Source organism: Streptomyces sp. NPDC008001, assembly GCF_042958085.1.
Taxonomy (GTDB): Bacteria; Actinomycetota; Actinomycetes; order Streptomycetales; family Streptomycetaceae; genus Streptomyces.
The window spans coordinates 1-23,754 of the sequence record NZ_JBIBIZ010000012.1; the positions used below are offsets into that span (position 1 = coordinate 1).

Sequence of the window (23,754 nt, forward strand, 5' to 3'; positions counted from 1 at the left end):
CGCGCGGTCTGCTCCGCAGACACGACGCGCCGTCGCTACGCGACGGAACCCCATTGCCATCACTCCGTGATGGCCCGGGACTCCGTCCCGGAAATCCGGGCCACTCCGTGGCCCGGGAGGCCAACTCCGTTGGCCTCGGGCTCGGATCGCTCCGCGATCCGGCCAGGCGGAACGCGCTCCGCGCGTTCCTGATGCCGGCAGCAAGGGGGTGGGGTAGCGGCTTGGAGTTGATGAGGATTCAGGGGGCCTGTCTTATCCGGCCGTTTGAATGGGCACGGACAGGAGCAGCAGACAAACGCTCGCCGCAACCACTCCAGGATATTAGAAACGAACGGATTAGAACACTTGAACCCAACGGGTGCGTCATCCTGCTTGGCCCGCTACCTTATGGAGAAATAAGGCACATCCACCGCGACCTGCGGAGCCATCAGAAGGCCACGGGTAATCGCCCACAAAACCGATTCTGAGGACTCAATAAAAGCCTACTGGCCAGCTCCCAGACTTCCAGAACAACCAGATTACAGCGGCCTCGAAAAATACGTCAGACAACGACGAATGGAAAATTGCATGCCGGGTGCAGAACTGTTTCCGCATCAGGTGGAAGCTGTCGACGCCGTCCTCCGTGTTCTTCAGACGCCCGCCGACGGGCGCCTGCCGGCCGAGGGGCTGCGGGCCCAGGTCATCGCTGCGACCGGCTCGGGCAAGACACTGATCGCCACCGAGGCCGCCCAAAAGCTCGCTGCCCGGCGGGCCCTGGTCCTCGTGCCGACTCTGGATCTCCTGGCCCAGAACGCAGCCGCATGGCGGGAGGCCGGCCGTACCGGGGCAATGGTCGGAGTCTGCCGACTAACAGCCGAGGACGCTGACGGCATGCCCTGTACGACGGATCCGGGCAAGCTCGTGGCCTGGGCACAAGGGCTGGAACGGGTGACGGTGTTCGCCACCTACGCTGCCGTGGGCCTCGGCATCCTCCAGCGCGCCCATGCCCAGGGCTTGGGTGTGTGGGACCTGATGGTCGTGGACGAGGCGCATCGGACCAGCGGGGACGCGGGCAGGGCAGCAGTGCACGATCAGGGCAAGATCCCGGCGGCCGCCGGCTCTACATGACCGCCACAGCCAGAATCTGGGAGGCCCCCGAAGGCAGCCGCGACAAGGTACCCCGGCTGATCGCAAGCATGGACCCCGACTCTCCGCTGTTCGGGCCCGTGGCGTTCAAACTCACCCTGTCCGAGGCCATCAGCCGCGGCCTGGTCGCGCCCTACCAGGTCGTGTGCGTCGACATCACCGACCCCGAACTCCACCAGGCGCGCCAAACGGCCGGACCCGGTTCGGACGCGGTACGCGGAGCCAGGCTCGCAGCGCTGCAGACCGGCGTCCTCACTGCAGCGGCGCAGGAGCGGCTGCGGAAGGTCCTGACGTTCCATAGCAAGATCACCGAGGCCGAGGCCATGGCCGAAGGCGTCGTCGAGGTCGCGCAGCGGCTCTGGCAGGACGACCGGCGCCGGTTCCCGACGCCGGAACGGGTCTGGGCCGACTGGCTGTACGGCGAGCACTCCCCCAGTCACCGGCGCGCCGTGCTCGCCGAGTTCGCCTCCGACGTCATCGAGGACGAGGACGGGCTGCGGCCAGCCGCACTGCGCGTGCTCAGTTCCGTGAAGGTGCTCGGCGAAGGGGTCGATACAGCGAACTGTGATTCCGTCGCCTTCTGCGATGCCCGGGGGTCGATGGTCGACATCGTGCAGATGGTCGGCCGCGCACTCCGCATGAAACCCGGCGAGGGAAAAATCGCATCGTTGATCGTCCCGGTATTCCTCGCGCCGGGTGAAAGCCCCGGCGTAATGCTGACCTCACCGGCCTACGAAACCCTGGCAAAGGTTCTCGGAGCGCTCCGCGCGCACGACGCCGACACCATCGAAGCCCTCACCGACCCCCGTGTGCGCAGCGGGAGCTACGGGCCGGAGGAGGAGGCCGGTGAAGGCGACCATGAGCGGCCGGATGGGGAGCAGGGGCCGCGTGCGCCCGCGCGGGAGCTGCTGAGGTTCAGCACGCCCCGGGATCCGGCGCTGCTGGCCCGGTTCGTGAAACTGCGAGTGATCGAGCCGGAGAACGCCTTCTGGCGGCGTGGGATCGAGGCGTGCGTGCGGTATGTGAAGGAGACCGGCGCGGAGCAGCTGCGGGTCCCGTACGACTTCGTCACGCCGTCGGAGTGGTCGCCTGCGGGGTTTCCGCTGGGGACGTGGCTGGCGGACCAGCGGCGTTTCAACATGGCCGGACGCCTCGCCGCGGCCCGCGTCACCGAGTTGGACAGGCTCGGGATGGTCTGGTCCCATCAGGACGTCGCGTTCGAGGAAGGGCTCACTGCCGCTCGGGCTTGGGCTGCTGTCCACGGGCACTTCCTGCCGCCGGCTACCGCCGTCTGGGATGGCTACCCGGTCGGGAGCTGGGCGAAGAACCAGCGCACCGCAGCCCGGCTCGCGGACACCGTCGCCGAGCGGCTCGAAGCCGGCCTCCCTGTCGCCTCCAGTGCCAAGGCACTCACCGAAGCGCGCCGGGAGGCGCTGGACGAGATTGATCCGGGCTGGTGCCCGGTGTGGGATGCCGGATGGCAGCGCTGCTTCCGCCTCGCCCAGGCCCGCTTCCAGGCCGGCGGGGCGGTACCGACAGCGCCGGGCGAGGTGATCGTGCAGGGCGAAGACCTCGGCCGCTGGGCCCGGGCGTGCCGCCTCGGCTGGGACGCGCTCCTGCCCGTCCAGCAGTGGCTCCTCGAGAACGTCCTCGGCCTCGCCCCGGCTGAAGGGCACGAGCGGCCCGTGAAACGCACGCAGGAGGACAGGTGGGCCCTCAATCTCCGGGCGGCACGTCAGTTCCACGCCCGCGAAGGCCACCTCCAGGTGCCTCGGAAGCATGTCGAGCGCCTGGAGTCAGGAGGCCGCCGGGACAGCGCGGAGGAGCTCCTGACGGTGAAGCTCGGCATGGTCCTCGACAACATCCGCAAACGCGCCGACAAACTCATCGAACAACGTCGCGCCGACCTCAATGCCCTCGGCATGCGTTGGTGAGGCCAGGCCGGGTGGAAGCCGCGGTCGGGGACCGCGCCGGCGGCTCTCTCAGCTGGACAGCTCCAGCAGGCGTTGCATCAGCCGCTGCTCTTTGTCCGCGGCCTCACGAACGATCTTCGAGGCGCTGTTGAGGGATTCCCGGGAAGACGAGGCTCCCGCCTCGTTCACGAGGGCTGCTACCTCGGTCCATTTCTTCGACACGTCATGGTATGCGTCCGAGGCTTCCTGGAATTGTTCGATCCCGGTGATCTTGGCGGTTTCCGCGAGGAATTCCGCCCACATCTTGCGGAACAGGCCTCCGCCGGTACCGGCGTCTTCCATGATCGTGGCGATTTCCGCGAGCCCGTTGGCGGGCGATTCGAGGTCGTCCAGCCACTGGGGCATCAGGTCGGCGACTTTGTGTATGCCCTTGTAGCCGAAATTGGAGATCGGCGGATTCAGGAAGGTCTCCGCCGCCGTTCTGATTCCTTTGCGGGCCGCCTTTCCGAGATCGGGAAGGCCATCCTTCGGGAGGTCGAGCGTGAATGCGCGATTTTGGGAACTCATTGGGCCGCGCGGGTTACGTGCGCTCGCGAGGGATTCGGCGGACGCCCATTGCAGGCCGAGCGGCTGCGTCTCGACCAGAGCGAAGCGGTCCTTGTCGTCATGCCCGACGCAGGCGACGTAGTGGGCTGCGAAACGGAAGTCGTCGGTCGAGTAGTCGAGGCAGTAGCGGTCGAGCTTGAGTCCGACAACGGTGCCGGAAGCAAGCTCGGCCAGCAGATGGTCCCTCGCCCGCTTCGCCGAGGACGTCTCGTGCACGGACAGCCGGAGTTTCAGAGCCTGCGCGAGGTTTTCCGTCAGCGTATCGGGTTTGATGCGGCCACCGACGAACGGCGTAGGCATCTGTTTCGTCCGCCAGTAGATGAACGACAGGCCGCCGGCAAGGCCGAAGACGAACGGCTCCGAGATGTCGACTTCCCGCTGCCGCAGCAAATTCACAAGCGTGGTCGATTCACAATGCTGACCGGTGTACGGTTCTGCTTCTAAGAGCGCCATCTGTTCACGTCTCCCTTCCGTCGCGTAGAGCGTAGCGCAACCTGTGAAAGTTCGATTGCGGACGCATGGATCAGGGAGGCTTCGTCAACTCAGACGCGGGACACCAGGTAGTTGCCCAGGAACAGGTGATCCATTTCCGTTTTGAGGAAGCAGGACAGGGCGTCCGCGGGCGAGCAGACGATGGGTTCCCCGGCGACGTTGAACGAGGTGTTGATCAGGCAGGGGATGCCGGTCAGTTCGTTGAACTCGCGCAGGAGCCGGGCGAGCAGGGGGTTGCTCTCGTCGGTGACCGTCTGGATCCGTGACGTGGCGTCGACGTGGCAGGCGCCCTGGATCTTCTCCTGGTACTCGGGCCGTACCGGGACCACGAACGTCATGTAGGGCGACGACGTCTTCTTGCCGAGTTCGAAGACTTCCGGTGCCAGGTGCTCCAGCACGACGGGGGCGAAGGGCCTGAACTGCTCGCGGTGCTTGATGCGTTCGTTGATGATGTCCTTGATGTCGGGGAACTTCGGGTTGGCCAGGATGCTGCGGTTGCCCAGGGCGCGCGGCCCGTACTCCATACGCCCCTGGAACCACCCGATGACGCACCGCTCCTGCATCAGGGTCGCTGCCTCCCGCGGCACATCGGAGGGGGCCAGCTCCCGCCAGACGACCTGGTCGGGGAACTGCTCGAGCGCCGCCCGGATCTCCTGTCCGTCATAGCCGGGCCCCAGGTAGGGAGAGGTGCTGATCCTGGGCGGTGTACCGGCCTGCCCGCTGGCGAACAGAGCCGCCCCGATGGCCACGCCGACGTCGCTCGCGCCGAAACTGACGTCCATCTCGGTGAAGCGTGAATGCTCCAGCAGTTTGCTGTTGTTGACGCAGTTCAGGGCCAGACCGCCTTCGAAGATCACGCGGGGGAGATCGCTGCGGGCTTCGAGTGTGCGCATCTGCCCTGCGGTCACCGTCTCGAGCATGTGCTGCGCGGCGCCAGCCACGCGGACCCGGTAGTCGAAGTCCTCGCGGCTGTGCTCGTCCCCGCCGAAGATGCGGTCGAAAAGTTCGTAGTAGGCGGGTACGGCGTTCGCCGGGAACGGGATCCGGTAGGTGCCGTCGGGGCACGTCTCGACCACGTGCTCGAGCAAGGGGTTGGGCTCCGGGGGCGTGCCGTAACCGGCCAGGCCCATCACCTTGTACTCGTCGTTGTTCGGGACGAATCCGAGGTAGCGCGTCACCACGGAGAAGAGCATCGCCAGCGAGTGCCGCGAGTCGATGGTCATGTCGTCGAAGATCTTCACCTCGCCGTCGCGCACCTCCCCCGTGATCGCGGAGAGCCATTCGGCGCGGCCGTCGCTGACCAGGAAGGCCGCGTCCCCGCCGCCTGCGAGGTGGTACCCCGTCATCAGGTGCGCGAGGTGGTGCGGGACCCGGACGAGCTTGTCCGGGTCGAGCCGGTGTCCCGTGTGCTCCAGGAAGTCAGCCCGGGTCGCGGTCTCGCTGAACATGGCGGTGTGCGTCTGCGCCAGGCGCTGCAGGCGTGCGAACTTCTGCTCGACGGATGCCGCGGGATCCTCGGTGATCTCGGTGATCATCTTGTTCAGCACGTCCTCGGAGAACTGCCAGGAGAACGCGAAGGTGTCGACGTCGTCGAACGATATCCCGGCCGAGTCGAGGCACCAGCGCATCGCATTGACCGGGAAGCTCGACGTCTTCTTCTCACGGTTGAGCCGTTCTTCCTCGACGGCGGCTACCAGCTCGCCGTCGACGAGGAGGGCGGCGGCGGAGTCGTGGCCGTAGAGCAGATGGCGGTCGATGCCGGTGGCGCGAAAGAGGCGTCCGAAGATTTCCGCAGACTTGCCGAACCCGTTGTAGCCCAGAACGATCATGAGGAGCTCCATTCGCTATGGCCAGATCGTGAGGTAGTCCGAGATCACGGCGGACCGCCGGAAGTCCGGGTCGAGGACCGCGCCGGTCAGATCGGCGCCGCTGAGGTCCGCGCCGTCCAGGTTCGCGCCCACTAGGCGGCAGCCGGTCAGCTCGGCCAGGATGAGATATGCCTCGCACAGATCGGCGCCCTCGAGGTTCGCGCCCCGCAGATCCGCGGAGATCAGGTACGACTCGGTCAGCACCGCGTCGGTGAGGTCCGCGTCGGCGAGTTCGGCGCGCTGCAGATCGGCGCCGTGCAGCACCGCCTTGCGCAGATCGGGACGGAAGGTGCCCCGTGCCCGGCGCCGGCGGGCGTGCTCGTTCCAGTGCCGGGGCCCCTGGAGCAGTATGGTCTCGTCCTCGGTGGGCATGTCTCGACCTCGCGTCTACAGAGGGGTGAGGGCGGTCAGCGCCCGCTTCTCGACATCCAGCGCGGATCGCGCCGTGTCCGACACGGCGTCCACGAGCGTTTTGAGGTCGCTCCGGGCGGCGACGGTTCCCGCCGTCAGCAGCGCGGAGCCGAGGTCCGACCACAGTCGGCCGCTGTCGGCGAACCGCCCGGCCGCCTCGGCGTAGCGAGCCTCGCCGGTGCTGTCGGCGACCCTGTTCAGGTAGCGGCCGATCATCGGGCGGAACAGGCCGCCTCCGGTTCCGAAGGACTCGATCTGCCGTCCCAGATGCAGCAGTTGACGCGTCAGGGCGTCGGTGCGTATCACCCGGCCGGTCAGGTCCACGTCCTCGACCTCGCCGCGTTTGGAGTCCGGCCAGGACGGGGCAGTGGCGGCGAGCTGCTTCATCCCGGGTATGCCGAGGTTCCGGCTGCCGGGCTTGAGGACCTCGCGGCACAGGGTGCGTACGGCCACGGGGCCGACGCGGTCGAGCTGCGGGGTACGTCGCGGTGCGCCGAAGACGTAGACCTTCCTGTCCGGGTTGAGCGGTGGGGAGTTGCGGCTGGACCGGGCCGCCTGCAGCTCGGCCGTGGCCACGGTGACGGGCTCGTCGAACGCCGGGTCCGACACCTCGAACGCGTCTGCTCCGAGGGGACGGACGACGTTGACGAAGTACCCGCCGAAGGAGGAGCGCCCCTCCAGTCCCCAGTACGGCAGCAGGCCGAGGTCGACCCGGGTCATGACGGCCGGCGCCGACTCCAGCAGCCCGGCCAGGCCTGCGCCGGACTTCGGAGTGTGCGTGAGGACCTCGACTCCCATCAGCCGCGCGGCCCTGAGCGGCATGACCGCTTGCTTGCCTACGGCGAGGTCCGGGGCGTTGCCGGCCGCCGGGAAGAACGAGAACCCAAAGCCCCCGTCCAGCCCGAACACGGTCTCCTCGTCCACCTCGTACCCGCCGGCCGCGAGGACGGCGCACTGGCAGGCCGACTCGCAGTGGATGCCGCGCCGGTGGACGTAGCGGCCGGTCGCGTTCATGACGTCACCCCTGTCCCAGTTCCATCAAGGACCGCCGCAGCCGGGGGTCCATCTTCTCCACCGCGTACCGGAACGTGTCGCGGGGCATTTCCTTGTGCCAGGTGCGCAGGAACGCGGCCACCTCGTCGGGATGGACCTCGGCGGTGACCTTGAGCAGCCATCCCGAGCCCTTCTGCACATACGTGTCGCCGTCGTGCATCAGCCGCACGCAGTTGTCGAAGACGTGTGAGGTCGGCAGTTCGAAGACCCTGCGGCCCACCTTGCGCCGCACGAACTTCACGACGGACACGTTCGCCGCGCGCCGGACCCACGGGGAGGCGGAGCCCGTCCAGTCCCGGGTGCGCCGGATCAGCTCCAGGTGCCCGAGGAAGAACGGGTACAGCAGCTTCAGGCACATGTCGTCGCACTGCGCCCAGTTGGACACGTACGTTCCGAGCCAGTGCTCACAGCGGTCGAGCAGTTCGGGTCCGAGCCCGGTTTTGGCGACCTTGTGCAGGACCGCGAAGCCCAGCAGCACCTCCTCGTGGTACGCGGCGCGCGACAGCACCTCCTCCGCCAGGTGCAGTCGCGTGGCCGCGGGGATGCCGGGCCGCTGGCGGAAGTAGTGGCCGGCGATCTCGTCCACTGCGGCGTTGCTGACGCCGAGAGCCCGGATCTCGTGCGGGAAGTACCGCTGCATGCGCACGGCGAAGTCAGGGTCGGCGCGGGCCGCCAGGGCCTTCACCAGTTCGTCGGCGGCGGCTGGAACATTGGTCACGGGGTGCCGATCGTGAGTTTCAGGGTCTGGGTCGGGAGCGGTTTCGGTGCGCGTTCCAGCCGGGGCTTGCCTTGCATGACGTACTCGTACTCCTGTTGCATGTCGGCCACGGCCTGGATGGTGTCCTTTGAGCGGTCCGTCAGGTTCTGCCCGCCCAGGCCCCACCACAGGTACCAGTTCTTGTGGCTGAGGTAGGCGTTGCGGACGAAGTCCAGCGTGTCCCGGTCGGCGAGGATCGCGGGCTCCACGTAGAAGGCCGGGACGAACGTGCCCTGGCCCTCGCGCAGGATCCCGGTCTTGACGGCCTGGCGCTGGAGTTTGGTGCCGCTGAGGATGCGGATGCCGAGGTTGGCGTAGATCTGGGCCGGGTTGAGGTACTGCTCGGTGAAGCGGATGGACTCCCTGAGCGCCTTCGGGGTCTCCCCCGGCCCGCCGAGGAAGATGCAGTGGGTGTGCTCGATGGGGCTGGCCGTGAACAGGCGGTCGATGTCCAGGACGCGGGCCATGTCGAAGCCCTTCATCAGGTCCGCCAGGGCCTCGTCGGTGAGCGCGTCGGTGCCGAGGTCCACGCGGATGCACCCCGCCGCGTGCAGCAGCTTCACGAACTCCGGTGTGACCGCGTTCGGCGTCAGCTGGCAGTACCAGGGCACGTCGAGCTTGGCGCGGATCATCTCCTCGCACACCTCGGCGGCGTACTCCATCGGGTAGTTGAAGGTCGCGTCGACGATCTCGAACTCCCGCACGGCCGGGTTCTCGGCCATGGCCCGCTGGATCTCGCCGACGACCTCGGCGGGTTCCTTGAAGCGGTCGCCCTTGCCCTCGGTCTTGCGGATGATGCAGTAGGAGCAGAACAGCTTGCAGCCCCGCTTGGTCTGCAGCGTCTCGATGGCCGGCTGGTGGTCGCGGGTGAGGTCGGAGGCGGCCGAGACGCCCTCCTCGAAGTACCGGGGGTCGTAGACGGTACGGTCGGGCTCCAGTGCACCCAGGTCGAAGGCCTGACTCGACTGGTTCTGGCAGAACTTGCCGTCATCGTCGAGATAGCAGAGTCCCGAGATCGACTCGGGCCGTCCGCCGGACTCCAGGTAGTCCAGCAGCTGGACGATGCCGGCCTCGCCCTCCCCGGCGATGCCGTAGTCGGGCTGGGCGTACTCGAAGAACGACAACGGCTCGACCGAGAAGCCCGATCCGCCGAGGACGACGGTGGCGCTGGTGTACTTGCGGACGCACTGGACGATCTTCTCGGTCATCGGGCCGAAGAACACCGGGTCGATGAACGTCAGGTTGTCCAGGTTGCGCACGGCGATGCCGACCACGTCGTACGTCTCGGCGGTCAGCTTCTCGCGGACCGCCTTCAGTTCGCGTGACTCCCAGAGCAGGTCCAGGACGTCGACGTGGTGCCCGGCGTGCTTGAGCGCGGCGCTGATGTAGGCCATGCCGATGGGCAGCGCGGGCCGCGGGACCCGGATCTTGTTGGTGGAGATGAGCAGTACGCGCATGGGCCTTCACTCTCGTCAGGGCTGCCAGTACGTCGCCGGCTGCAGATCGCCGCTCAGGGTGGCCTTGGCTCGGTAGCGGCGCATGCGCTCCAGGTCGACCTCGGCGACGCCGACACCGGGCTCCTTGCCGAGGTCCACCATCCGTTCGTCGCCGTCGACGAAGTCGAACCGCTCGGCCTCCAGGAACAGCGGGTCCGCCAGGATCTGGCTGCGTCCCATGTAACCGAATCCGGCGTAGAGGTTGTTGCCGATGCCGGAGGCGAACGCGACGAGGCACTCGGCGTCCACGGCCCTGACCGGCAGCCGCATGTTCGCCACGTAGGCGAACATCTCCGGCACGAGCGCGGAGCACACGATGATGTCGACTCCGCGGCGGCAGTACTCCCGCGCGACCTCCGCGAAGTTGATGTCGTACCCCTGCATCAGGCCGATGCGGCCGAACTCCACGTCGAAGACCGGGTATTCCGATCCGCTGGTGAGGTAGCGCGCCTCCAGTTCGTGGCAGTGCACGCGCCGGTAGCGCCCGAGCACGGTTCCCTCGGGGCCGCACAGGACCGAGGTGCTGTAGTACTTGCCGTCGTCGCCGCGCTCCAGCAGGCCGGCCACGAGGTGCACGCCGGCCTGTTTCGCCTGCTCGCACAGGAACTGGGTCTCCGGCCCCGGGACGGGCACCGACACGTCGGCGACCTCCAGGATGTTGCCGGAGGTGGAGAACGCCTCCGGCAGGCAGATCAGGTCCGCCCCCTGCGCGGCGGCCTCACCGATGTAGTGCTCGGCGCGGCGCAGGTTCTGGGCCGGCTTGCCGAGTTTGGACTCCATCTGGACCACGGCGATCTTCGTCCCGGGCATCACATGCTCACCGGTTCGAGGGGCCGCGAGGAGATCACCAGGCCGAGGTCCTCCTCGGCCACCTGCCAGTCCGTCAGGCCCGCCTCTCGCAGGAGTGCGGCCGCCTCGTCGGGGGTGTAGGCGGCCTGCAGCGAGCGCATGAACTCGTCGCCGCCCTCCTTCACGAACTGCAGGATGAAGGTGATGTGCCCCTCCTCGGCGTGCCGGTTCATGTCCTCGATGATCACGATGCCGTCGGGCTTGCAGATGCGGGCGCACTCCTTCAGCGTCTCGACGGGCCTGCGCCAGCGGTGCAGCGAGGAGAACGAGAAGACGATGTCGGCGGAGTCGTCCGGGAAGGGCAGCCGGTTCAGCTTGGCCATCTCGAACTCGACGTCGCCGGCGCTGTTGGCCCAGACGGCCAGCGTCAGGTTGTCCTCGGCGACGTCCACGAGGTTCTGGTTCTCCTCCGCGCCGGACACGGCCAGGTCCGGCAGCTTGCCTGCCACGTGCAGCGACAGCAGGCCGGTGTTGAAGCCGACCTCGACCAGGTCGGTCATGCCCTTGCGGACGTTGGCCAGGATGCGGTCACTCGGCCGCTTGTACGCCATCAGGGCCGAGCGGCGCATGCCCAGGTCGTAGAGGCGCACCTTGTCGATGTCGTCGTGCGGTGAGGCCTGCGGTACGCGCTCGCTCAGGTTCAGCAGTCGGCTCTCAGTGGTCACAGCCGGCCTCCTGGTCCTTCGGGCGCGTGGTGAGCTGCAGGGGGATCGGCTGGCGCGAGATGAAGTTGGAGATGTCCGCTCCCAGGTGCTGCGGGTAGCGCCGGTACTCCGGCGAGTAGAACGCCTTGGATATGTTGTCCAGGTAGTACCAGCCTTTGGGGCCGGTCACCTCAATGCCGTTCTCGTCTGCGGTGATCAGTTCCTTCTCGACGAGGTCGTCGATCTCCGCGCGGAACATCTCCGTGAAGTCCACGCCGTGGAGGCGCCGGAAGCGCTCGCGGTTGACGCGTCCGGCCTTGACCCCGAGGACCATCGAGCGCCGGATCGACTCCGCCTTGGTGATGTGCTTGCCCATGGAGATCGGCAGCCGGCCTTCCATCACCGTCTGGATGTAGCGGCCGATGTCGGGCTCGTTGAAGTACCAGTGGTCGCGCAGGTGCCCGGTGGCGGTGGGGCCGAGCGGGATGATGGGGATGTCCTCGCTCCAGGACGTCTCGCCGTACTTGGGCTGGTAGCCGGGCTTGGCGAAGCAGTCGCCGTAGTAGCCCAGGAAGCCGTTCTTGGACAGCTTCTGCGCGGCGAACAGGAACATGTCGTCGACCACGGCCTTCTCGGGCACCGGCGGCAGCTTCCTGCGCTTGGTGGAGACCTGGGCGAACTCCATGTACGTGTAGAACGAGATGCAGGTGACCCCGAGGTCGATGGCGACGTCGAGGCTGTGTTCCCAGCTCTCCATCGTCTGCCCGTTGATGCCGTGCATCAGGTCGATGTTGATGTTTTCGAAGCCGCAGCGGCGCAGCAGCCGGATGCTCTCCTTGAGCATCTCCGGGTCGTTCGGCCGGCCGATGTTCTTCAGTTCCTCCGGTACGAAGGTCTGCACGCCGAGGCTGATGCGCCGGATCCCGTGTTCCAGCAGGACGTTGGCCTTGCGCTCGGTGATGTCGACCGGTGTGGTCTCGATGGAGAAGTCGGCGCCCTCCTCGACGTCGAAGCTGCTGAACATGTGGCCCAGCAGGTCGTCGAGCTGGGGGGCGGTCAGTGCGGTCGGGGTGCCGCCGCCGATGTAGCCGAGGGTGATGACGTGGTCCTGGATGTAGGGGCGCTCGGCATAGTTGGTGATCTCCGTTTTCAGCGCGTCGAGATACGTGCGGGTCAGGTCCCGGTCCGTCTGGTGCTTGATGTAGGGGCAGCTGAAGCAGAGCCGGTTGCAGAACGGGATGTGGACGTACACGCCCATGGGTTTGCGGGCGAACACCTCGTCCTCGTTCACCGGCACGTGTTTGGTCGGGTACTGCCGCACCCACTCGCTGTCGCGCTCCGGGTACTCCTTCCAGAACGGCATGCTCGTGGTCGTGGTGGTGATGCTCATGCGATGTCCTCCGGTTCGACTCGGTCGACGATGGAACGGACGACGTCCGCCAGAGTGGGCTGGAAGTAGGACGCGGAACGCAGTGCGAGGCCGGCTGCGTGGGCCCGGGCGACCACCTCGGCCAGGGTGTCCTGGTGGTCGCCGTCGGCCAGGTCGAGCCGCACGCCCTGGTCGGCGGTGTCGGCGGAGCGGATGAGGCCGCCGGCTCGCGCCTGCTGCTCTGCCCAGTCGCGCAGCCGCACGAGGTGCGTGTCGGTGAAGGCCTCGAGGATCAGGCTGGAGCGCTCGCCCCACCGGGTGACGGCGTCGAGCGAGGCGTCCTCGATCTGCCGTCCCTGGTGGAGCACCACGACCGAGTCGGCCAGCGCGACCAGTTCGTCGCGGTGATGGCTGGCGAAGAGCACGCCGACGCCGTCCTTCTTCAGGCCGGCCAGCAACTCCAGCAGCGTCTCGCGTGCCGCCGGGTCGAGGCCGGTGGTCGGCTCGTCGAGGATCAGCAGGTCGGGCCGGTGCGCGACGGCGCAGATGACGTGCAGCTTGCGCTGGCTGCCGCCGGAGAGGCTGCGCACGTACTGGTGTCGGTAGCGCTCCAGGCCGGCCAGGGCGATCAGCTCCTCGTACCGGCCGGGGTCGGCCCGCCGGAGCTTGAGCTGGTGCTTGACGTAGGTCTCGACGCTGACGCCGTCCGGGAGGTCCTTGGCCTGCTGGACGTAGCCGATGTGGCGGCCGACCTGGCCCCAGCGGCGGGGCGGGGTGCCGCAGATGCGCACCTCGCCGCCGGAGGGGCGCAGCAGGCCGGCGACGAGGCGGATGAGCGTGGTCTTGCCGGCGCCGTTGGTGCCGATGACGGCCACGCCCTCGCCCGCGTGTACCGAGAAGGTGAGGGAGTGCAGGGCGAAGTCGGGGCTCACCCGGTGGTCGAGGCGGGTGACCGACAGGACCGGTGCTGCGGTGCTCGTGGGGTCAGCCATGACCGATCCTCCTGCGGAAGGCCCATGCGGCGACGGACAGGGCCAGGAACGAGTAGGCCACCGCCAGCACCGACGCCCCGGTGGCCGAGACGTTTGGCGAGGTGGCGGCGCGGAACATATCGACGTGCACGGCGAGGGGCAGCTTGTCGAAGACGTCGCCCAAGGTGCCGAGGTTGCCGAGGGGGAAGAAGATGCCGGCGAAGTACATGAGCGGGATCACGATGATGTTGACCACCGCCGGGAAGGAGATCTCGTTGGTGTAGGTGGCGATGAGGATCCCGAGGCCGGCGAAGGCCGTGCAGGCGGTGAAGAAGCCCAGCGTGACCATTGGCACCGACTCGATGCGGGCGTCGAAGACTCCGACGCCGAGCAGCAGCACCAGCACGAACTGGAACAGGCACTTGAGGACCACGCCGGTGATCCGGGCGAGCAGGAATCCCGAGTACGACAGGGGCGAGAGGATGAGGTCCTCGATGGTGCGGCGGTTGCGGTCGATGATGACCGTGTAGCCGACGGTGTACGTGCAGCTGAACATGATGCCGGCGCCGATGATGCCGGGGAAGACGAAGCCGAAGTAGCTGGCGGCTGTCGGTGCCGGGCTCGCCATCTGGTCGGTCGCCGCCCCGAAGGCCAGCACCATCGAGACGGACGTCAGCAGTGTGGATACCGCGAACAGACGGTTGTCGAAGAACTGTCGCATGTCCATGACGACCAGGCCGAGCACGTCGCCGAGCCACCCCGACTCCGGCTGCATACGCGTTGCCCTCATCAGGCGTGCCCTCCGTGGATCGTGGTCCAGGTCGAGCGCAGGTCGTCGTGGAAGGGCAGCCCGGCGCGGATCTTGCGCCGCTGCCTCCAGTGCACGTCCGCGTGGATCACGGTTTCCTGACTGCCCGGGGCGGCCTCGGCGAGGATGTCCGTGTCCTGGTCCTCGCGGGCGTCCTGCACCAGGCCGTCGACGATCATGCTGCGGCCGACGTAGGTCATGTTCGCGAAGCGGTTCTCTCCCACTCCGCTGGCGAACACCAGTGCGCACTCGTTGTCCGCGGCCCGGGCCCGGCACAGGGAGCGCAGCGGGTGGGAGAACGGCCCGAAGAGGTTCGCCACACAGACGACGAGGTCGGCGTCCTGGGCGAGGTATTGCCGGCTCGCCTCGGGGAACCGCAGGTCGTAGCTGACCTGCAGGCCGATCCGCCCGACGGGGGTGTCGATCACCTCGCCGGGCGAGCCGGTGGAGATGTAGTCGAGCTCCCCCGCCCACACGCAGGCGCGGTGGTACCAGCCGAGCGGGTCTCCGCCGGGGCCGACGAGCACGGCGGCGTCGTAGACGTCCCGCCCGGCGGAGAGCAGGACGCCCGCGGCGATGTGCATGCCGAGGGTGCGGGCCTGCTCGGCGAGGAACTCGACGACCGGACCGTCCTCGGGGGTCGCGTCGGTGCGCAGGGTGGGGAAGTTCAGGCCGGTGGCGAAGGTGGCCGGCAGGCACGCCAGGTCGGCCTCGCTTTCGCGGGCGGTGGACAGCAGTTTCGCGGCCCGCGCCAGGTTGCCGTCTCGCTGCCCGGGCTCGGTCCGCATCTGCAGGGCGGCGAGCCGGGTCCGGGCGCCACGGAAGAGACTCATCGCGGTGCCACCTCTGCAGCCACATCCCGGCAGGCCCGTTCCAACTCGGGGAGGAACTCGTCCACCGTTTTCGGTGTCACGTGCCGGGTGACGACCAGCCGCAGGGTTTCACCGAACCGTTTCGACGTGGAGACGATCCAGCCCCGCGACTCCAGCAGCTGGGAGATCCGCACGGCGTGCGGCATCGTGACGACGACGATGTTCAGCTGCGGTTCGGTGAACAGCTCGTGTCCCGCCGCGCGCAGCCCGTCCACCAGGTACCGCGTCACCTCGTAGTTGGTGCGGGTGAGGCCGAGGAAGCCGTCGCGCCCGAGGTGCTCCAGCACGGCGTAGGCCGACACGGCGGCCGAGCCGGGGCGGGTGCCGAGCAGGGTGTTGTGGACCGGTGTGTCGATGAAGAAGGAGTCGACGGCGAAGCGTCCGGCGTCCTGTGCGCCGCGGAACAGGATCGCCCCGGCCGGGACGTTGGCCAGTCCGTACTTGTGCGGGTCGATGGTGATCGAGTCGACGCCTGCGACGGTGAAGTCGAACTGCGGCAGGTCGTGTCCGAGTTCGCGGGCGAAGGGGATGATGAACCCGCCGGTGGCCGCGTCGACGTGCAGGTGCACGCCCCGTCCCGCGATGACCGGCCCGATCTCGTCGACCGCGTCGACCACGCCGAACTCGCTGCTGCCCGCGGTCGCGACGACCGCGACGGTGTGCTCGCCGATGCTCCGGGCCACCTCGGCGGCCGGCAGCCGCAGGGACTCGTCGACGGGCACGACGACCGGCGTGAGGCCCAGCAGGGAGAAGACCTTGGTGAAGGAGAAGTGCACGGTGCTGCTGACGACGACTTCGGGCCGGTCGGTCAGCCGCCCCCGGGCACGGGCCGCCTCGCGGGCCACCAGCATGGCGATCAGGTTCGCCTCGGTCCCTCCGGACACCAGGCTGCCGGATCCGCCGGGGTTGCCGAGCAGGTCGAGCAGCAGGCCGACGACCTTGCGCTCGATCCTCTTGGTGCCGCGGAAGATGCGCACGTCACCCAGGTTGGTGTGCGCGGCGGCGGAGGCCATCTCCACGCCCAGCGGATGGGGTTCGGTGCAGATGGAGTTGAGCACCCTCTCCCACGGCACGTCGTCCGCCATCTCGGCGGCGATGCGCCGCCGGACGTCGGCGGCGGGGGCACCGGCTGCGCGCATCTCAACTCACCTGCGCCGTCAGGCCCGTGTACAGCTCGGTGCGGCGCGCCCACAGCCCGAACCACAGGGTCTGCTGGAAGCGCAGGTCGGGTTCGCGTAGTCGCCGGATCTTGTCCACGTCCCAGGGCGCTTCTACGACGCCCTCAGCGGTGCCCGCCTCGGTGACGAATCCCTCGGGCACCGCCACGGCACTGCCCCCGCCGCACCGTTCGCTCAGCGCCCCGGCGAACGCGACGGCGACGGTGTTGAGGGTGGCGATGCCCCACACCGCGGCCCGCTGCGACTCCTGCTGCCTGCCGTCGAGCGACCCGGCGACCAGCAGCAGTTCGGCACCGGCCAGGCAGGCGATGCGCGGCGGTTCGACCAGCCAGAAGTCCGGTCCCAGGAACACCCCGACCTTACCGAAGGGCGTCTCGACGACCGGGAAGTCGTCGCCGGTGCCGGTCGTCCCGTCGGCGAGGACGGGCCGCTCGACCCGGGCGCACTCCGATCCGCTCGGATCCAGCAGTCTGGCCACCTGCACCAGGGCGCCTTCCGGCCCTTCCTCCGCCCAGGAGCCGGTGAGCACGTAGGTGCCGCGGGCGCGCGCCAGTGCCGACAGGCGGGCCAGGCAGCGCTCGCGCAGCGGCAGGGGCAGCGCCCGGACGTCGCCTTCGGCGGTGAACGCGTTCTCCGGCAGGACGACGAACGACGCCTCGTCGGTCACCAGGCCGTCCAGATCGTCGAGTACGGCGGAGGCCGTCGTCTCCGGTGTGGCCCGGCGGGCGTGCTGCGCTATGAAGATGGTCACGAACGAGTCCCCTCATGTGTGCTGGTCGCGGCGACGGCCCGGCCCTGCTCGGGACCGCCGCCCCCGGTCAGGCTCGCCCGCAGTTCGGCCGCGAGGTCCCGGTCCGCTCCGGCGTACGGGGTCAGCAGCGCCCGGTACGCCTCGGGCCTGCGCAGTTGCTGCCAGCGGCGGCCGTCGCCGGCTGCGGGCTCCTCGATGTCGACGACGAGGGTCTCCGGCTCGTCACTGCCGGCCTGCGCGATCACGCCGTCCGGACTGGCGACCAGGCTGGTGCCGGCGAAGTGGATCTCCACGAGCCTGTCCCCGCGCTTGCCACGGACGACGCCGACCGAACTGGCGTAGACGATGTTGACGTCGTTCAGGTAGGCCGCCGTGCGCAGGGCGTTCACCATGAGCGGCTGGTTCTGCCCGAGCGTGCCGCCGGGCACGAAGACCGTCCGCGCCCCGGCCAGCGCCAGTATCCGGACGACCTCGGGGATCCAGAAGTCCGAGCACACGGCGATGCCGATCTGCCCGAACTCGGTCGACAGGACGCCGAGGGAGTCGGTCTGGCGGCACACCACCATCTCGTTGCCGAAGGCGTGTGCCTTGACGGCGCGTCCGGTGATGACGCCCTGCCGGCCGATCAGCAGGGACGTGTTGCGGTAGGTGCCGTCCTGCAGGTCCTCGACGAGCGAACCGAGCAGGATGTGTGTGTTGAGCTTGCGGGCCAGGGACTGGAAGCCGTCGACGACCGGTCCCGGGATGGGTGTGTCGGTCAGCCCCCTCCGCCCGTCCTGCCCCGGCATGTACCACGGTGGGCCGAGCAGGAACTCGGGAAAGCACACCAGGTCGGTGTCGCCGGCACCGCAGACGTCCTCGATCGCCTGGTAGGCGTTGCGCACGCCGTCTTCGTGATCGTCGGCCCACTGGGTCTGTACTACCGCTACCCTCATGCGTCTTGTCTCCTCGGGATGCCACCGGTGGATCGGCCGCGGCGGCTGCCTGCCGCGGCCGGGTGCGGGTCATGACGTGGCGGTGCTCCAGTCCTGCACGCCGACGACGGTGACCTCGGCCTCGACTCCGAGTGCTTCGCCGATGCCGCCGCGGACGGCCCGGCGCAGCGCGCCCACGTCGACCGCTCGGGGGTCGGGCACGGCGCAGGTCACGTGGAAGGTGTCGTCCCGGAGGACGCAGACGAAGTGCGGCGCGAGTCGTCCGTGGCCGAACACGATCCGCTCCACGTCCAGCGCCGTGACCAGTCCGTCCGGTCCGCGGACCGCCGAGGTCATGCTGCCGAGCGGCACCAGGACCGGGCTGGTGGAACCGCAGTCACAACGGTGGTCCGCCGGGCACAGCTCGACAGCCTCGCCGGTCGGGATGCCGTCCAGGAGCAGTTCGCCCCGCCAGCCGCCGCGCACCTCCGCCCGCAGCCGGTGGTCGCACAGGTGCAGCGCGCCCTGCTCGCAGGTCACGGCAACCGTCGGTGCCGTAGGTGTCCCGTAGAGGGCGCAGGTGCGCGCCGCCCAGGTGGTGCCGATGCGGTCGAGGCGTTCGGCGGAGGAGACCTCTCCCACGCAGATGATCCTCCGTATCGCCGTGTCCTGCGGCCGCTTGCCGAGGGACTCCGCGAGGCCCGCCAGCTCGGCGGCAAAACGCGGCGAGCACACCAGGGCCGTCACCTCGTACTGCTCGATCAACCCGAGCAGGCGCGGCATCGGGCAGATGGTGCCGCTGGTCCCGACGCTGATCACCGAGGCGCCGACCATCTCGATCACGCGGTCCACCTCGGCACCGATGAATGACAGCTCGTAGGGGACGGCCGAGACGACGACGTCATCCTCGGTCAGCAGCCGGTCCAGCGCGAGTGTGAGGTCGATCTGGTTGCGGATCCATTCGTCGCGGGTCAGCACGATCGGTTGTGTTCCGCCCGAGGGGTCGACCCGTTCGCCGTAGCGGGCGTGGACCGTGTCCCGGCTGTCCGCCGCGGCGGGGGTCCGCGCGGGGCCGTGGGCGTCCCGGGTCAGCAGGCTCAGGAAGTGCTCGTAGTGCGTCGTGATGGACGCGGCCGTCGTCACCGGGCCTCCGCTTCCCGGGCGAACCGGCGCCACCCGTAGTCGTCGAGAGTGCTGTCACCCTGTTCGGCCCGCAGCAGGGGCCGGCGTCCGGTGCCGGTCTCCATGTCGACGCCGGCGACTGTCGCCAGCACGAATTCGTGGTCGCCGATCCGGTAGGACGACTTCAGGTCGCAGTCGATGGTGCCGAGGGCATCCGAGAGACGCGGGCATCCGTTGGCCGAGGGTGTCCAGGTCAGGGCGTCGAAGCGGCTGTCCGGCCTGCCCTGCGAGAAGGCCTCGGAGACGGTGCGCTGGTCCTCGCCGAGGATGTTGACGCAGAAGCGGCCCGTGTCCGCGATGGCGTTCCAGCTGGTGCTGCCCGAGCGCACCAGGAAGCCGATCAGGGCCAGTTCGTCCGAGACGACCGTGAGGGAGCCGATCACCAGTCCGTACGGTGTCGGCCCTTTCCGCTCGGACTGCCGGGTCGTGCCGGCGACCACCGTGACGGCCCTCGGCAGGAGTTCACCGATGACCCCGAGGTCCGGGGCCGCACTGGCCGGTGAGCCTTCCTCGGGTGCGGGCAAGGGCACCGCCGCGGCGGGTTCGTCGCGCAGTCGGCGTACGAACCGGCCGGTCACGCTGGCCGGGTCGGCCGCGAGTTCCCCGGGTGTCCCGCTGTGCACCACACGGCCGCCTTCGCGGCCGGCGCCGGGTCCGAGGTCGATGACCCAGTCGGCCAGGGCGATCACCTTCACGTTGTGCTCGATGACCACGATGGTGTTGCCGGTGGAGATCAGCCGCTCGAACAGGGCGAGCAGATGGCGGATGTCGGCGGTGTGCAGACCGCGGGTCGGCTCGTCGAAGATGAACAACGTGCGGCTGCGGCGCTGTTTGAGTAGTTCGCTCGCCAGGTTGAGCCGCTGCGCCTCGCCGCCGGACAGGGTGGTGGTCGAGCAGCCGAGCTGCAGGTAGCCCAGGCCGAACTCGCTGAGGACACTGAGCGCCTGGACGACCTTGGGACTGCTCTGCGCGTCGAACCACGCGAGGGCGTCCTCGACGGTCATCGACAGCACGTCGTGGATGTTCCTGCCGTTCAGCCGCACGTCGAGGACGTGCTCCTGGAAGCGGCGGCCCTCACACTCGGGGCAGACGATGAACTCGCTCTTGAAGAGGGTCATCTCGATCTCGGCCAGCCCGAGTCCCTTGCAGGACTCGCACCGGCCGCCGGCGACGTTCGGGCTGAACTCGCCGCGTCCGAGCCCGCGTTTGACCGCCTCTTCACTGGCGGTGAAGGCGTCGCGGAGGTGGTCGCTGATGCCGATGTAGGTGACGAGCGTGCTCCGGCTGGAGCGGCCGATCGGCCGTTGCTCGACGTGGATGACGTCGTCCAAGAACTCGGCGCCCTCGATGCCCGCACTCTCGGCCGCGCCGGTCGACCGCTGGGTGATGGCCCGGGAGACGGAGGCGTGGATGCCGGCCACCAGTGAACTCTTGCCCGCGCCGGACACCCCGGAGACGCAGGTCAGTGCGCCGAGCGGGAATCTCGCCGTCTGGTCGAGCACGTTGTTGCGGGTGATGCCGCGCACCTCGAGCCAGGGCGCGCCGGACAGGTCGGTCCTGGTGCGCGCAGGTCCGTGCGAGGCCATGGCGGCCGCGGTCGGGGAGTCGCCGCACTTCAGCAAGTCGGCGAAGCGGCCCTCGAAGATGATCTCACCGCCGCGGGACCCGGCGCCGGGTCCCAGTTCGACGACCCAATCGGCGGCTCGGATCACCGATTCGTCGTGCTCGATGACGATGACGGTGTTGCCGAGGTCGCGCAGTCGCCGCAGCGAGTCGAGGATCCTGCCGGTGTCGGCCTCGTGGAGACCGGCGGTCGGCTCGTCCAGCACGTACATGACCCCGGTCAGGTCGCTGGCCAGGTGCTGGGCGAGCAGCAGCCGTTGCAGTTCTCCGCCGGAGAGGGTGGTCACCGGCCGCCGCAGCTGGAGGTGCCCCAGGCCGACGTCCTCGATGTTCGCGCTCTGCCTGACGATCGCGGTGGCGAGTTCGCGGACCTGCGCCGGTACGTCGCCGGAGGCGAGTCCTTCGCGCAGTCGGGCGATCGAACGGGACAGTTCGTCGCCCTGGAAGTCGGGGAAGGTGTGCCCGGCCACTGTCGCGCGGAGCGATTCGGGACGCAGCCTGCCGCCGTGGCACGCGGGGCAGATCTCCCGTCCGAGGTAGTTGGTGAAGGCGTTCTTTCGGGCGGCGGACGAGGCGTTGCGGTACGCCCGCTCCAGGAAGCCCAGGATGCCCTCGAAGCGGAAGTCGTTGGTGACCTTCCGGATCTTGAGGGTGTAGACGGTGTCCGAGCCATGCAGCACCCGCTCGGTCTGCTCCGGACTCAGCTTCTCGAAGGGCACGTCGAGGTCGAGGCCGATGTCCGCGGCCATCGCCTCGAAGGCCTTGCGGACGTTGGGGACGGCGAAGGTTCCGGGGTCGGCCCCGTCCCAGATCTCGGTGAGCGTCTTCGACCGGTCCGGGATGATCTTGCCGAGGGAGAAGCCGACGAGTTCGCCGATGCCGTCGCACCGGAGGCACTTGCCTTCCTTGCGGTTGGGGCTGAAGTGCTTGGCGGAGTGCGGTTCGGCGAAACAGCCGCAGGCGTCGCAGAACAGGTCCGCACCGGTCGGGCCGAGACAGGCCGGGCAGACCGGACGCGAGCCGGCGCCGAACAGCAGCCGGTACAGGCCGTCGAGTCCGGTGAGGGTGCCCACGGTCGAGCGGGGGTTGGAGGAGGCGCCGTCGCGCTGGCGCAGCGCCACCGGCGGCTGCGTCCCCGCGATCCGGTCGAACTGGTAGTCGCCGTCGCCCATGTCGAGTGACTTGCTGGACAGGGCCCCCAGATAGAGCGTCTTGGAGTGCTCGAAAAGGGTGTCGATGACCAACGACGACTTGCCCGATCCGGAGACGCCCGCGGCGACGATCAGTTTTCCCTTGGGGAGGGAGACGTCGACCGACTTGAGGTTGTGGGTCGTGACTCCCTCGAGCCGGATGCTGTCGAGACTCATGTGTTGTCGTTCCGCCCTTCGGCCAGGTCGCGGGCCTGGGTTTCGCAGCGCCGCAGGTCGGGGTAGCGGGTGTAGAGCATCGAGCGGACCCTTGCGAGGTCGCCGCGGTTCCACGTCTCGTACAGCTCCTGGCGCATACCGAACCGGTCGACGGCCAGGTCGGCGGCGAGCCGGAAGATCCGCGACTTCTCGTCCACGCCCATCTCGCGCCCGCACATGTAGGTGTCCAGCACCGCGCGCAGCTCGGACGTCCCCAGATCGGCCTTTGAGGGCTGCATGATCAGGCCCGAGGCCCCGATCTGCCGGATGATCTCCGAGGCGCGTGTCGAGAAGTGGCCGGCTACGGCGTCGAGTGCGGCTGTGGAGCCGGGGGCGAGCAGCCCCGAGGCGGTGGGCCGGCTCTCGGCGTCGACGGCGGTGAGACCGAGCCGGACGATCTCCACATAGGAGGTGAGCTCCCCGAGCAGGCCGGTGACCTGCCGGAACTTGTCGACGCCGATCGCCTGCGCCAGCAGCGACGCGACCCCGAGCATGGTGCGCAGCCGGTGGTAGTAGCGCACCTGGCCGGTGTAGAGGGACCATTTGTTCAGCTCGCCGAAGCCCCGGACGGCCGTCTGGGAGTCGTCGAGCAGGAACACCCGGTCCATCGGGACGAACACGTCGTCGAACACCAGCATGGCGTCCTGCTCGTCGTAGTGGGCCGAGAGGCCGCCGGAGCCGTCGGCGTACGACGTGCGGCACAGGACGCGCAGGCCCGGGCTTGCCAGGGGTGCGGCGAACCAGCAGACGTAGCTCGGGTGCTCGCGCAGGTAGTTGGCGGGAGATAGGTAGATGAGCACTTCGTGGGCGTACGGTGCCAGGGTGGCGATCTGTTTGGCGCCCCGCACGACTATGCCGTCGGCACCGCGCCGCACCACCCTCAGGCCCAGTTCCGGCCGGTCGGCGGGTGTCGAGGAACGGTCGATCTGCGGGTCGCCCAGGCCGTGCGTGAGCGTGAGGTCGTTCTCGCGGCAGTGGTGGTAGTAGTTCTCCGCGTTGCGTCCGAACTCGGCGCTCACTTTGGCTAGTTCGAACCGGAAGTCGTACAGGCCGACCACGACGTTCGACATGAAGTCGGGGATCCGGGAGAGCTGGCCGTAGGAGGCCTGTGCCCACCGGTGGGAGTTGGCCCACTTGCGGCTGAGGCCGTCCCGGTCGGTCGGCGCCAGGTACGAGAGGCTGACGGGGTTGCCGGAGGTGTCCGACCGGTACAGCATCTCGTCCGCCCGGTCGGGCAGGTGCTGGGCATCGTACAGGCCGGCCAGTGTGGTGAGCATGGGCCGGAACCCGGGGTCGCCGGTCACGTCGACCCGGCGCCCGTCGCTCCAGATCTCCCGCTCGTCCTTGAGGCTGGCAATGTACTCGGCTCCCCGCCAGGCCCCGGTGAGCGAGCCCGGCGGAGAGGTGATCTCGTCGGTGGGCATGATGTTGTCAGAGGCCGTGGGTCCTGTTGTGGTCACCGTCCG

General features: G+C 68.6%; 20 protein-coding genes. 2 read left to right on the forward strand and 18 right to left on the reverse strand.

What is annotated here, in order from left to right; genetic code table 11:
- Positions 1 to 567: 567 nt before the first annotated feature.
- On the forward strand, positions 568 to 1,107 hold the full coding sequence (locus ACFZCD_RS30035) for a DEAD/DEAH box helicase family protein (protein WP_391836208.1): 540 nt from the start codon (positions 568 to 570) through the stop codon (positions 1,105 to 1,107).
- Positions 1,104 to 3,059: a Helicase associated domain protein gene (locus tag ACFZCD_RS30040; protein ID WP_391836209.1), complete on the forward strand. Its 1,956-nt coding sequence runs from the start codon at positions 1,104 to 1,106 to the stop codon at positions 3,057 to 3,059. The genes ACFZCD_RS30035 and ACFZCD_RS30040 overlap by 4 nt, the downstream gene beginning before the upstream one ends.
- A gap of 48 nt (positions 3,060 to 3,107) precedes the next feature.
- Here the strand turns inward: ACFZCD_RS30040 and ACFZCD_RS30045 are convergent, their stop codons facing one another.
- The 18 genes from ACFZCD_RS30045 to ACFZCD_RS30130 all read right to left on the reverse strand — a co-directional run bounded on the left by ACFZCD_RS30045 (position 3,108) and on the right by ACFZCD_RS30130 (position 23,748).
- Positions 3,108 to 4,097, reverse strand: coding sequence for a BtrH N-terminal domain-containing protein (locus ACFZCD_RS30045; RefSeq protein WP_391836210.1), 990 nt, complete (start codon positions 4,095 to 4,097; stop codon positions 3,108 to 3,110).
- 89 nt (positions 4,098 to 4,186) lie between these two features.
- Positions 4,187 to 5,965 carry a carbamoyltransferase gene (locus ACFZCD_RS30050; protein WP_391836211.1) on the reverse strand — a complete coding sequence of 593 codons (1,779 nt, stop codon included), beginning with the start codon at positions 5,963 to 5,965 and terminating at the stop codon, positions 4,187 to 4,189.
- Positions 5,966 to 5,980: 15 nt separating this feature from the next.
- Positions 5,981 to 6,376, reverse strand: a complete 396-nt coding sequence (locus tag ACFZCD_RS30055) for a pentapeptide repeat-containing protein (RefSeq protein ID WP_391836212.1) — start codon at positions 6,374 to 6,376, stop codon at positions 5,981 to 5,983.
- A 15-nt stretch (positions 6,377 to 6,391) separates the two neighbouring features.
- Positions 6,392 to 7,429, reverse strand: coding sequence for a DUF4872 domain-containing protein (locus ACFZCD_RS30060; RefSeq protein ID WP_391836213.1), 1,038 nt, complete (start codon positions 7,427 to 7,429; stop codon positions 6,392 to 6,394).
- A 4-nt stretch (positions 7,430 to 7,433) separates the two neighbouring features.
- On the reverse strand, positions 7,434 to 8,186 hold the full coding sequence (locus tag ACFZCD_RS30065; protein ID WP_391836214.1) for a DNA alkylation repair protein: 753 nt from the start codon (positions 8,184 to 8,186) through the stop codon (positions 7,434 to 7,436).
- The gene (locus ACFZCD_RS30070; RefSeq protein WP_391836215.1) at positions 8,183 to 9,682 is read right to left on the reverse strand and encodes a B12-binding domain-containing radical SAM protein; all 1,500 of its coding nucleotides are present in this window, start codon (positions 9,680 to 9,682) and stop codon (positions 8,183 to 8,185) included. Before ACFZCD_RS30070 ends, ACFZCD_RS30065 begins: the two co-directional genes overlap by 4 nt.
- 15 nt (positions 9,683 to 9,697) lie before the next feature.
- Complete coding sequence (locus ACFZCD_RS30075) at positions 9,698 to 10,531, reverse strand: carbon-nitrogen hydrolase family protein (protein ID WP_391836216.1); 834 nt, start codon at positions 10,529 to 10,531, stop codon at positions 9,698 to 9,700.
- Positions 10,531 to 11,235, reverse strand: a complete 705-nt coding sequence (locus ACFZCD_RS30080; RefSeq protein ID WP_391836217.1) for a class I SAM-dependent methyltransferase — start codon at positions 11,233 to 11,235, stop codon at positions 10,531 to 10,533. Before ACFZCD_RS30080 ends, ACFZCD_RS30075 begins: the two co-directional genes overlap by 1 nt.
- A complete protein-coding gene (locus ACFZCD_RS30085) occupies positions 11,225 to 12,604 on the reverse strand; it encodes a coproporphyrinogen-III oxidase family protein (RefSeq protein ID WP_391836218.1) in 1,380 nt (459 codons plus the stop codon). Before ACFZCD_RS30085 ends, ACFZCD_RS30080 begins: the two co-directional genes overlap by 11 nt.
- Positions 12,601 to 13,575, reverse strand: a complete 975-nt coding sequence (locus tag ACFZCD_RS30090) for an ABC transporter ATP-binding protein (RefSeq protein WP_391836219.1) — start codon at positions 13,573 to 13,575, stop codon at positions 12,601 to 12,603. Before ACFZCD_RS30090 ends, ACFZCD_RS30085 begins: the two co-directional genes overlap by 4 nt.
- The gene (locus tag ACFZCD_RS30095) at positions 13,568 to 14,344 is read right to left on the reverse strand and encodes an ABC transporter permease (RefSeq protein ID WP_391836220.1); all 777 of its coding nucleotides are present in this window, start codon (positions 14,342 to 14,344) and stop codon (positions 13,568 to 13,570) included. The genes ACFZCD_RS30090 and ACFZCD_RS30095 overlap by 8 nt, the downstream gene beginning before the upstream one ends.
- Entirely contained in the window at positions 14,344 to 15,195 is an 852-nt protein-coding gene (locus ACFZCD_RS30100; protein ID WP_391836221.1) for a carbon-nitrogen hydrolase family protein, read from the reverse strand. Before ACFZCD_RS30100 ends, ACFZCD_RS30095 begins: the two co-directional genes overlap by 1 nt.
- Positions 15,192 to 16,373, reverse strand: coding sequence for a tyrosine decarboxylase MfnA (gene mfnA, locus ACFZCD_RS30105; RefSeq protein WP_391836222.1), 1,182 nt, complete (start codon positions 16,371 to 16,373; stop codon positions 15,192 to 15,194). The genes ACFZCD_RS30100 and mfnA overlap by 4 nt, the downstream gene beginning before the upstream one ends.
- Before the next feature lies 1 nt (position 16,374).
- Positions 16,375 to 17,163: a carbon-nitrogen hydrolase family protein gene (locus ACFZCD_RS30110; protein ID WP_391836223.1), complete on the reverse strand. Its 789-nt coding sequence runs from the start codon at positions 17,161 to 17,163 to the stop codon at positions 16,375 to 16,377.
- The gene (locus ACFZCD_RS30115) at positions 17,160 to 18,098 is read right to left on the reverse strand and encodes a carbon-nitrogen hydrolase family protein (protein WP_391836224.1); all 939 of its coding nucleotides are present in this window, start codon (positions 18,096 to 18,098) and stop codon (positions 17,160 to 17,162) included. The genes ACFZCD_RS30110 and ACFZCD_RS30115 overlap by 4 nt, the downstream gene beginning before the upstream one ends.
- Positions 18,099 to 18,167: 69 nt before the next feature.
- Positions 18,168 to 19,220 (reverse strand): hypothetical protein, encoded by a 1,053-nt coding sequence (locus ACFZCD_RS30120; protein WP_391836225.1) that lies wholly within the window; start codon positions 19,218 to 19,220, stop codon positions 18,168 to 18,170.
- Positions 19,217 to 22,249: a flavin reductase gene (locus ACFZCD_RS30125; protein ID WP_391836226.1), complete on the reverse strand. Its 3,033-nt coding sequence runs from the start codon at positions 22,247 to 22,249 to the stop codon at positions 19,217 to 19,219. Before ACFZCD_RS30125 ends, ACFZCD_RS30120 begins: the two co-directional genes overlap by 4 nt.
- Complete coding sequence (locus ACFZCD_RS30130) at positions 22,246 to 23,748, reverse strand: 4-hydroxyphenylacetate 3-hydroxylase N-terminal domain-containing protein (protein WP_391836227.1); 1,503 nt, start codon at positions 23,746 to 23,748, stop codon at positions 22,246 to 22,248. Before ACFZCD_RS30130 ends, ACFZCD_RS30125 begins: the two co-directional genes overlap by 4 nt.
- Between the last annotated feature and the right edge of the window lie 6 nt (positions 23,749 to 23,754).